11 protein-coding genes and 1 pseudogene are annotated in these 10061 nt (G+C 58.1%); all 12 read left to right on the forward strand.

What is annotated here, in order from left to right; genetic code table 11:
• The coding region (locus ACZRN6_RS36030) for a DUF2345 domain-containing protein (RefSeq protein ID WP_464009935.1) at positions 1-853 on the forward strand (853 nt) is incomplete at its 5' end.
• Positions 850-1650, forward strand: coding sequence for a DUF4123 domain-containing protein (locus ACZRN6_RS36035; protein WP_464009936.1), 801 nt, complete (start codon positions 850-852; stop codon positions 1648-1650). The genes ACZRN6_RS36030 and ACZRN6_RS36035, both read left to right, overlap by 4 nt.
• 56 nt (positions 1651-1706) lie before the next feature.
• The gene (locus ACZRN6_RS36040) at positions 1707-2189 is read left to right on the forward strand and encodes a DUF3304 domain-containing protein (protein WP_464009937.1); all 483 of its coding nucleotides are present in this window, start codon (positions 1707-1709) and stop codon (positions 2187-2189) included.
• Positions 2177-4483: a T6SS phospholipase effector Tle1-like catalytic domain-containing protein gene (locus ACZRN6_RS36045; protein WP_464009938.1), complete on the forward strand. Its 2307-nt coding sequence runs from the start codon at positions 2177-2179 to the stop codon at positions 4481-4483. Before ACZRN6_RS36040 ends, ACZRN6_RS36045 begins: the two co-directional genes overlap by 13 nt.
• Positions 4484-4520: 37 nt before the next feature.
• Positions 4521-5042 carry a DUF3304 domain-containing protein gene (locus tag ACZRN6_RS36050; RefSeq protein ID WP_464009939.1) on the forward strand — a complete coding sequence of 174 codons (522 nt, stop codon included), beginning with the start codon at positions 4521-4523 and terminating at the stop codon, positions 5040-5042.
• A gap of 233 nt (positions 5043-5275) precedes the next feature.
• Positions 5276-5797, forward strand: a complete 522-nt coding sequence (locus ACZRN6_RS36055) for a DUF3304 domain-containing protein (RefSeq protein ID WP_464009940.1) — start codon at positions 5276-5278, stop codon at positions 5795-5797.
• A gap of 176 nt (positions 5798-5973) precedes the next feature.
• The gene (locus ACZRN6_RS36060) at positions 5974-6483 is read left to right on the forward strand and encodes a DUF3304 domain-containing protein (protein WP_464009944.1); all 510 of its coding nucleotides are present in this window, start codon (positions 5974-5976) and stop codon (positions 6481-6483) included.
• A 233-nt stretch (positions 6484-6716) separates the two neighbouring features.
• Complete coding sequence (locus ACZRN6_RS36065) at positions 6717-7238, forward strand: DUF3304 domain-containing protein (RefSeq protein WP_464009941.1); 522 nt, start codon at positions 6717-6719, stop codon at positions 7236-7238.
• A 233-nt stretch (positions 7239-7471) separates the two neighbouring features.
• Positions 7472-7993 carry a DUF3304 domain-containing protein gene (locus ACZRN6_RS36070; RefSeq protein ID WP_464009942.1) on the forward strand — a complete coding sequence of 174 codons (522 nt, stop codon included), beginning with the start codon at positions 7472-7474 and terminating at the stop codon, positions 7991-7993.
• Between the two features lie 28 nt (positions 7994-8021).
• A complete protein-coding gene (locus ACZRN6_RS36075) occupies positions 8022-8279 on the forward strand; it encodes a PAAR domain-containing protein (RefSeq protein ID WP_322145332.1) in 258 nt (85 codons plus the stop codon).
• 59 nt (positions 8280-8338) lie between these two features.
• Positions 8339-9409: a hypothetical protein gene (locus tag ACZRN6_RS36080; protein ID WP_464009943.1), complete on the forward strand. Its 1071-nt coding sequence runs from the start codon at positions 8339-8341 to the stop codon at positions 9407-9409.
• Positions 9393-10061 (forward strand): annotated as a pseudogene (locus ACZRN6_RS36085) (ImcF-related family protein); the annotation flags it as partial. The gene ACZRN6_RS36080 and the pseudogene ACZRN6_RS36085, both read left to right, overlap by 17 nt.

Raw genomic sequence — 10061 nt, forward strand, 5'->3', positions numbered from 1 at the left:
CAAGCTCAGTACTGAGCACAGTGGCAAGAGCCAGTTGAATCTTGGGCATTTGGTGGATGCCAAGCGCGAAAAACGCGGGGAAGGGTTTGAGCTGCGCACCGATGATTGGGGCAGCATTCGCGCCGGCAAGGGACTGTTCATCAGTACAGATGTACAGACCAAGGCCTCCGGCGAGGTGCTCACCATGGCGCCAGCCACTGATTTGGTCGCGGGAGCAAAGCAGCAAATCACCGATTGGCAGGAAATCGCCCAGTCTCACCGCAGTCGTCAACCGGGGATTGATGGCTTGCAACAGTTCCAGGACAGCGCAAAAAACCTGAACGCCTCGGCCATCCTGCTCAGTGCCCCCAAGGGAATCGGCGCGGTTACTCCGGAAAGCTTGTTGCTCAAAAGTGGCAAGGCGCTGTACGTGCAAAGCAACGACGAAATCAACCTGGTCGCCGCCCAGAGTATGTCCCTGCAAGCTAACCAGGCTATCTCCCTGTTGGCCCAGCAAGAAGGTATGCGTTTGGTGTCCGGCAAAGGCCCCCTGGAAATCGAATCCCACGATGACGTGATGAAGCTGATGGCCCAGCAAGACATCACCGTGCAGTCGGTACAGGGCCATTTACAACTAACGGCCAAAAACGGCATCACCCTAGGGTGTGGTGGCGCCTATATCCGTATCACGGCCGAAGGCGAGATCCAGATTCATGGCCCGGGACTGGTCAGCCTGAAAGGGCGGCACCGGTTGAACCCTGGAGTCAGTGAGGAATTTCCGCTGCCTGAATTGCCCAGCTCAGTGTGCAAGGAGTGCCTGAAGAAGGCACATGCCGCCGCTCAGGGCTTCGTACCCAGGGGGGCACAAGCATGACTTCTGCTCCTCGCGGTACCTGGATAGAGCTGCTGGAAGTGTCCTGCTCGGAAGTGTCCATCACTTGCGTGGATATCATCATTGATCAGGCCGGGAGTGAATCCCCATTGCTACCCAGCGTACTCAGTGTCGAGCCTGCACTGCCTTGGTATTCATTATTCACCGGATTGCCGGAGGCCGGTGCCGAAGAACTGTCACCGCTGCTGGTGCGTGTCGACTTGGCGCAGCCCCTGCAACGCCAGTGGTTGGCAGGCCTGATGCAGGCCCTGGATGGTCGCTCGCAATTGTTGGTATTGACCTCGCTATGGTCTTTCCAGTCCTTGGCTGAACACCTTAGCCGTTGTCTGGAAGTGCGCAATGGCGGGTACCTGGGGTTGTTGCGTTATTACGACCCGCGGGTGTTCCCGTTGCTGTTCAGCCATGTGCTTGAACCCCAACAGCAGCAACCGTGGTTACGCCCGGCTGTTTTCTGGAGTTGGCTGGATCGCGACGGTCTTCTCAAGCGGCTTCTGGGTACTGGCGATACGACGCGCCCGTCCGAGGCCTTCACCCCTACCGAACTGAGCGACAGCCAGTTGGATACGCTTAGCTGCGCCAGCGATGCCGCAGTGGCGATGGTGAGCCTCGTCGATGCATTGCCATCCGAATGGAGTGCCGAGCAGCACTTTCAGGCGTGTTACGCGGCAATGCTCGATGCCACCCAGACCGGGTTATTACTCGATCCCCAGCGTGAAGCCCACACGCTCACCAGGTTACGCGAAGCGTGCGTGGCACCTTCCAGCGAAGACAGGAAATGAACGATATGCCCAGATCCACGGACGGCAGGTATCGCCTCGCCCTGGTCGGAACCCTCATGAGTGTGTTGCTCGCGCAAAGCGTCCTGGCCAGCACTCTTGAAGCCATAAACCACACCCAATGGGCGATTAACCGCTTCAGTGTCGACGGTCGTTCGGGGATCGACATTATCGGTCCTTACCAGGGAGGCGGTGGCGGTTGCTGTTATGTAGCACCGTCGCGCTGGAGTCCAGACATGACCGTACGTGTCGATTGGGAAACTGGGGCTAGCGGAGTCAGCGAACTCGCTGATGAGTTCCCCGGCTTTGCTGATAGGCCCAAATATTTTGCCTGGAAGAAAAAGGTAAATGCCCAAAAACGCCAACACAGCAAACTAGTCCAGGTACCTGACTACACCGGCCAGAAAGTCTGCGGCCTCACCGTGCATTTCCTGCCCTGCGATGAACTCCAGGTCACGACCTCCTGCTATGCCTACGGTAGCCCTGAATACCCAATCAAAACCCCGCTGCACTTGCCGGAGCCTCAGTCATGTCCGAAGTGAAACATGCCAGTGTCTGGCTCCCGCCGGCGTTTCCTATGGGAGGACGTTTGCCTCGCCGCACCGTTCAGGTCCAACAAAATATTTTGCGTCAGTGCGAGCAGGAGCGCGGCTACCAGGATGCCCTATGCCTGGAAGCCGGTTATCGGGTTACGCCACCGTGCTGCAAGACGTTGCATATCAGCCTGTTCTTCGACGGAACCGGCAATAATTTGAACAACGATCTGTATGAATCCGCGACGCCGCACCCGACCAATATCGCCCGGCTGTTTCGTGCCACCATCGGTGCTGGATATGCCGGCGGTACCGGGCACAGCGACAACGCCCAGCGGTTAACCGATGCGGCGGGTACCGGCAATGGCCAGTACTTCAAGTACTACATGCCCGGCGTCGGCACGCCGTTTGCGGAAGTGGGCGACCTGGATTTCACCGCTGCCGGGCTGGCCGGCGCCTGGTTTGGCGAAGAGCGGATCAACTGGGGTTTGTTGATGCTCATCGACGCCCTGCGGCGCACGCTGGGTCTGCCCCGAATGGACAACGCGAGCCTAAAGGCGGCGGTCCAGGCCATGGGCACTGTGCCGGGAATGGAGTGGGCGATGGGTCGTTCCAACCGTGCGAGTGTGTTCAGCAAACAACTCAAGGCGATTGAAAAACCGTTGCGCCTTGCGTTGGCACAACCAAACCCCGGTACGTCGAAGCTGTTGGGTATCAAGTTGTACGTCTATGGGTTTTCCCGCGGCGCAGCAGCTGCTCGGGCCTTTGTCAGTTGGTTGAACGAGCTGATGCGTTACCGGTCATTCCTGAAACTGGATGATCTGGAGATTCCCCTGAGTGTGGAGTACCTGGGGTTGCTGGACACCGTAGCCTCGGTGGGCATCGCCGATATCCTGCCAGGGGCGGACGGTCATATGAGCTGGGCCGATGGCAACCAGGAGTTGCCCGGTGGCGGGCTGGTCAAGCGGTGCTTGCACCTTGCAGCGAGTTTTGAGCAACGCCTGTGTTTTCCGCTGGAGTCGATTCGGCGTGAGGGTGGCAGTTACCCGGTGAATAGTGTGGAAGTGATCTATCCGGGGGTGCACTCGGATCTGGGTGGTGGGTATCCGCCTGGGGATCAGGGGAAGGCAATAGGCAGGGATGACCGACTGCTGCTTTCTCAGATCGCGCTGAATGACTTGTATGCCGACGCCTTCGCACATGGTGCACCGCTGAAGGTCCCCGAAGATGCTCTGCCAATAGGGCTGCGCCATGAACTTTGGCGGGCTATGGGATTTGATGTCGTAGAAGAGTTTCGTATTGCGCCGGTCCTGATCAATCGCTTCAACGCCTGGCGCCAGATGACTCTGGGGCTGCCCCCAGTTTCCCAACCGCTACCCACTGAACAGACAGAGCGCTATCAACCCGTAACGTCCACCACGACTCTGGAACAGGCAGCACGTGAGCAGTTGGGCTGGATCACCGCCTGGCGTATCGACCGTTATGCCTTTACCAGCCTGAAGCAGACCGCGTTCTACCTTCAGGCGAGCGATACCGAAGCTGACAAAGCGGTTCGCGATGAAGCCAAAACCAAGCGTAATAAAAATCAGGCATCGGTTGAAAAAAGCCGCCGTAAGCAATTGGCCCTCGAACGCGATGGCCGAACGCCGAAAAAGCTACTAGAGCCCGGGGTCAAGGACTTCGATGCGGACATGGCGCAAACCCAACTGCGCGAAGCCGCCGAGGAGTTCGGTGCTGCTTACCGAGACCCCGATCACCTGGCCTCCAGCCTGAGTCGAGTATTGCCGGCGAACGCCCCGCCCGTAGTGGTGTTACGCATCATCACCGCCGACGCACGCGTCGAGTGTCGTCAGATGAAAGCGGCCGGGCGGGCCAGGGTCAGCCAGCTGTTTCCGCCTCCGGCTGGCCAGCGTAATCACTGGGACGAAAAGAGCCGGGGGACCGTAGACGAAACCGGCAACGCCACGCAGCCGGCAGGGCTGTTGCGTGCGCTGTTTGATGACCAGGTACACGATTCTCGCGCCTGGTTTCTTTACTCAATTGGGCGCGAGTGGATGGGCAGCTATTTCCGTGAGCGCATGGCGTTTTTCGGCGAAGCCAGCAGAAGAGAGCTTGCGCTTAATCCTGAAGCGAAAGCGGCGATGCTTGCCGGGACTACGCCTTTGCCAGCCTCGGGACCTTCCGTTGCGGCTCAACCTCCCTTCATGGATGCACAGCGTATGGCGCAGGCTCAACAAGCCATCGAGGCGCACTGGGATGCGTATTACGCCAAGGTCAGTGAGGTGAGCAATGCACCGGTTTGATCCAGTGTTTCGATGCTCTGCTCCAGGAGTAAAACCTATGTCTCACCCTATTTCGTATCGAGTAGTAATAGGTGCGCTCTGCGGCCTGATTGGAGCTGTGCTTGTACAGAGTGCTCAGGCCAGCACGCTCGAAGCCATTAACCACACGCACTGGGCAATCAACCGCTTTAGTGTTGATGGGCGTTCGGGGATCGACATTATTGGTCCGTATCAGGGTGGCGGGGGAGGTTGCTGTTATGTAGCGCCGTCGCGCTGGCAGCCGGGGATGACGGTGCGTGTTGATTGGGAAACAGGTGTTGGTAGTTCAAAAGGTTTTCCCGGTTTTGCTGATAGACCTAAATACCTAGCTTGGAGGGATCAGATACGAGCCCAAAAACGTCAACTCAGCAAAACTATTCCCATCCCTGACTACACCGGCCAAAAAGTCTGCGGCCTCACCGTCCACTTCCTGCCCTGCGATGAACTCCAGGTCACGACCTCCTGCTATGCCTACGGTAGCCCTGAATACCCGATCAAAACTCCGCTGCACTTGCCGGAGCCTCAGTCATGTCCGAAGTGAAACATGCCAGTGTCTGGCTCCCACCGGCGTTTCCTATGGAAGGACGTTTGCCTCGCCGAACCGTTCCGGTCCAACAAAATATTCTGCGCCAGTGCGAGCAGGAGCGCGGCTACCAGGATGCCCTATGCCTGGCAGCCGGTTACCGGGTTACGCCACCTACGCCAAGGTCAGTGAGGTGAGCAATGCATCGGTTTGATCCAGTGTTTCGATGCTCTGCTTCAGGAGTAAAACCTATGTCTCACCCTGTTTCGTATCGAGTAGTAATAGGTGCGCTCTGCGGCCTGGTTGGAGCTGTGCTTGTACAGAGTGCTCAGGCCGGCACGCTCGAAGCCATTAACCACACGCATTGGGCGATCAATCGTTTCAGTGTCGACGGTCGTTCGGGTATCGACATTATTGGTCCGTATCAGGGTGGCGGGGGAGGTTGTTGTTATGTAGCGCCGTCGCGTTGGCAGCCGGGGATGACGGTGCGTGTTGATTGGGAGACAGGTGTTGGTAGTTCGAAGGGATTTCCGGGTTTTGCTGACGAGGTTAAGTACGATGCCTGGCTAGACAAAATCGATGCCCAAAAACGACAGCACAGCAAAGTTGTCCAGGTACCTGACTACACCGGCCAGAAAGTCTGCGGCCTCACCGTCCACTTCCTGCCCTGCGATGAACTCCAGGTCACGACCTCCTGCTATGCCTACGGTAGCCCCGAATACCCGATCAAAACACCGCTGCACTTGCCGGAGCCTCAGTCATGTCCGAAGTGAAACATGCCAGTGTCTGGCTCCCACCGGCGTTTCCTATGGAAGGACGTTTGCCTCGCCGAACCGTTCAGGTCCATCAAAATGTCCTGCGCCAGTGCGAGCAGGAGCGCGGCTACCAGGATGCCCTATGCCTGGCAGCGGGATATCGGGTTACGCCACCTACGCCAAGGTCTCACCCTATTTCGTATCGAGTAGTAATAGGTGCGCTCTGCGGCCTGGTTGGAGCTGTGCTTGTACAGAGTGCTCAGGCCAGCACGCTCGAAGCCGTTAACCACACGCACTGGGCGATCAACCGCTTTAGTGTTGATGGGCGTTCGGGTATCGACATTATTGGTCCGTATCAGGGTGGCGGGGGAGGTTGTTGTTATGTAGCGCCGTCGCGCTGGCAGCCGGGGATGACTGTGCGTGTTGATTGGGAAACAGGGGAGGGTAGTTCAGCAGGGTTTCCCGGCTTTGCAGATCGAGAAAAATACTATGCTTGGGTTGATGAAATTGATGCGAAAACTCGTCGCCACAGCAAAGTAGTCCACATCCCTGACTACACCGGCCAAAAAGTCTGCGGCCTCACCGTCCACTTCCTGCCCTGCGATGAACTCCAGGTCACGACCTCCTGCTATGCCTACGGTAGCCCCGAATACCCAATCAAAACCCCACTGCACTTGCCGGAGCCTCAGTCATGTCTGAAGTGAAACATGCCAGTGTCTGGCTCCCACCGGCGTTTCCTATGGAAGGACGTTTGCCTCGCCGAACCGTTCCGGTCCAACAAAATATTCTGCGCCAGTGCGAGCAGGAGCGCGGCTACCAGGATGCCCTATGCCTGGCAGCTGGTTATCGGGTTACGCCACCTACGCCAAGGTCAGTGAGGTGAGCAATGCATCGGTTTGATCCAGTGTTTCGATGCTCTGCTTCAGGAGTAAAACCTATGTCTCACCCTATTTCGTATCGAGAAGTAATAGGTGCGCTCTGCGGCCTGGTTGGAGCTGTGCTTGTACAGAGTGCTCAGGCCAGCACGCTCGAAGCCATTAACCACACGCACTGGGCGATCAATAGTTTCAGTGTCGACGGGCGTTCGGGTATCGACATCATCGGTCCGTACCAGGGGGGCGGGGGAGGTTGCTGTTACGTCGCCCCGTCGCGCTGGAAATCGGGGATGACGGTGCGTGTCGACTGGGAAACAGGAGCGGGTAGTTCGAAAGGTTTTCCCGGTTTTGCTGACGAAGCCAAATATGAAGCTTGGGCGGGAAAATTAAGAGCGCAAAAACGCCAGCACAGCAAAGTAGTCACCGTCCCCGACTACACCGGCCAAAAAGTCTGCGGCCTCACCGTTCACTTCCTGCCCTGCGATGAACTCCAGGTCACGACCTCCTGCTATGCCTACGGTAGCCCTGAATACCCAATCAAAACCCCACTGCACTTGCCGGAGCCTCAGTCATGTCCGAAGTGAAACATGCCAGTGTCTGGCTCCCACCGGCGTTTCCTATGAAAGGACGTTTGCCTCGCCGCACCGTTCAGGTCCAACAAAATATTCTGCGCCAGTGCGAGCAGGAGCGCGGCTACCAGGATGCCCTATGCCTGGCAGCGGGATATCGGGTTACGCCACCTACGCCAAGGTCAGTGAGGCGAGCAATGCACCGGTTTGATCCAGTGTTTCGATGCTCTGCTTCAGGAGTAAAACCCGTGTCTCACCCTGTTTCGTATCGAGTAGTAATAGGTGCGCTCTGCGGCCTGATTGGAGCTGTGCTTGTACAGAGTGCTCAGGCCAGCACGCTCGAAGCCATTAACCACACGCACTGGGCGATCAACCGCTTTAGTGTTGAGGGGCGTTCGGGTATCGACATTATTGGTCCGTATCAGGGTGGCGGGGGAGGTTGCTGTTATGTAGCACCGTCGCGCTGGCAGCCGGGGATGACGGTACGTGTTGATTGGGAGCGCGGTGTCGCATACGCCGATGGATTCCCCGGCTACGAAGATTGGCCCAAGTATCTCGCTTGGGAAAAGCAAATTGACGCGCAAACGAGTAGGCACTCGAAAGCGGTACCGGTACCTGACTACACCGGCCAAAAAGTCTGCGGCCTCACCGTCCACTTCCTGCCCTGCGATGAACTCCAGGTCACGACCTCCTGCTATGCCTACGGTAGCCCCGAATACCCAATCAAAACACCGCTGCACTTGCCGGAGCCTCAGTCATGTTCGAAGTAGTGCGCGGCCTTTATCAGGAGGTGTTGTGATGAAACCTGTAATTCGCCAAGGAGACACGTTGGAAGAGTTTGGCGGCGAAGTGCTGGAGGGGCGTTACGAGTGCCATGGTAAACCGATGGCCTGCAAGGGCGACGCCGTGCGCTGCAACTTGCACGGCCGCACCGAGATCGCCGAAGGCACCGACCTGCTGCACATCGACGACCGGCCAGCAGCGCTGCATGGCCACCGCTGCAAATGCGGATGCACGCTGGTCAGCTCAATGCCGGACACGGAGGTGGCCTATTGATTACTGAGCCTGAGTTTGCCGCTTATCCCTTGGACCAGGCCCCGGTGTACTCACGCTGGGTGGTCGGCGGTGTTGCCTTGCTGGTTGTTTTGACCGGTGTGGGCGTGGGGTTGCGATCGATCATTGAGCCGCCCGTGGCGGCTACCGGCTTGGCCATTGCATCACTGGTTTGGTTGTTGGCATTGCTGTTGCGCGTTTTGTACTTTCGCCTCAATCGGCACAACGCACAGAGCTATCACGGCGCAGCCGAACAGGTAAGCCAGGCGTGGTGGGTGCGTCACCGGCAGCGTGTAGGGCTGGTCGAGTCCGTGCTGGTAGCAGCGCCATGCACCACGCCTGAGCAGGCACACCTCCTATTCAGCTCAGACCACCTGCCACCCGAGCCGAAGGCAACGCTTGAAGGGCGCACGATTCATCTTGTCCAGGTGTTTGGGAATGATGTTGCCGAGCGGGAGCGCAATTTAGCGATTTTGCTCGCGCTACAGTGGTACCAACAGCGTGACGAACACGCCTGCGTGCAGCCGCTACGTTGCTACTGGCAGGGTTCACTGTCGGCCTGGCAAGCATTTAGCGAACAAATGACGCTGTGTTCTCCCCAGGTTCAACTGCCCGAACAGCCAGAGCCCTGGGAGGGCATGTGCACCCTGAATTCGGTTATTGACCAGTTGCAGGGCGCTCCCGAAGCGGCCCGCGTTCTCTGCGCCGGTTGCCAGTCCTCGAGTATCCAGCAAGAGAGTCCCTTGCCGGCAGGAGAGGCGGCGGTGCTCTGGTTACTCGGCCCTGAAGGCAGTGTGCGTTTTTCTCGCGGCGAATGGTTTTCGGTTGATACCGAGCAACTTTCTTCGGTTGCCAAGCGTGCTCTGCAACAAAGCGAATTAACCGCGCCAACTGACGCGTGCATGTCGTTCGCGCAGCCGAATGTGCCTGAGCTGCCTGCCGCTGGCTGGAACACCAGGCAGCACGTGCAAGACGCCAACTTCGGCGCCCTGAAGCATCTACAGGCGATGGTCGTACAAACCCTGGCTGCGTGGTACGCCGAGCAGCATCAGGTGCCTTGTGCCTGGTTGGCGAACGACCCTCATCACACCCTGGCCCTTGGAATTGTGGAACCCGATGACTCAAATAGTTGAATCTCCGAAAATCTCCCTTGGGACGACGGCGTTATTACTGGCTGTGATCCTGGCGGTGCTTGTCGCTGTGGGGGCCACGATCTGGTGGTTGCTGATGGAGCCTCGGCTAGTCAGTCGTGCTGTGATACGAGATGTCCTGCTCAAAGGCTTATTGCTGTGGGCATTGTTGTTCGGCATGGCGCTAGTGGCGTGGCTGATCGTTCAGAAGGGAATCCGCAAGTTGGTACTCGGTGCCAGGTTATTGCCAGTGCCTACTTCTGCTGAGTCCGATAAACAGAAAGACCTCGCAGAAATAATTCAAGGCCTGCGCAAGCGCTATGGCTTCTTATGGCGCCGCAAAGTCCGCCTTTTGCTCGTCATCGGCGAGCCCGCCGAAATCCAGGCCATCTGCCCGGCCTTGGCCGAGCAGTTCTGGCTGGAAGGCCAAGGCACCGTCCTGCTGTGGGGTGGTAACGCCCAGTCCAGGCTGGATCAATCATTCGCAAACCGATGGAACGGCCTCAGCCGCTGGCGTGCATTGGACGCTGTGGTCTGGGCCCTGAACAAAACCCAGGGCGCCGATGACGCTGCCATGGGCGCCGGCGTGCGCGAGGTGCAGCGCCTCGCCAGTAGCCTGAAGTGGCAGCTGCCGTTGTACCTCTGGCAAGTCTGC

Source organism: Pseudomonas sp. A125 (genome assembly GCF_055409485.1).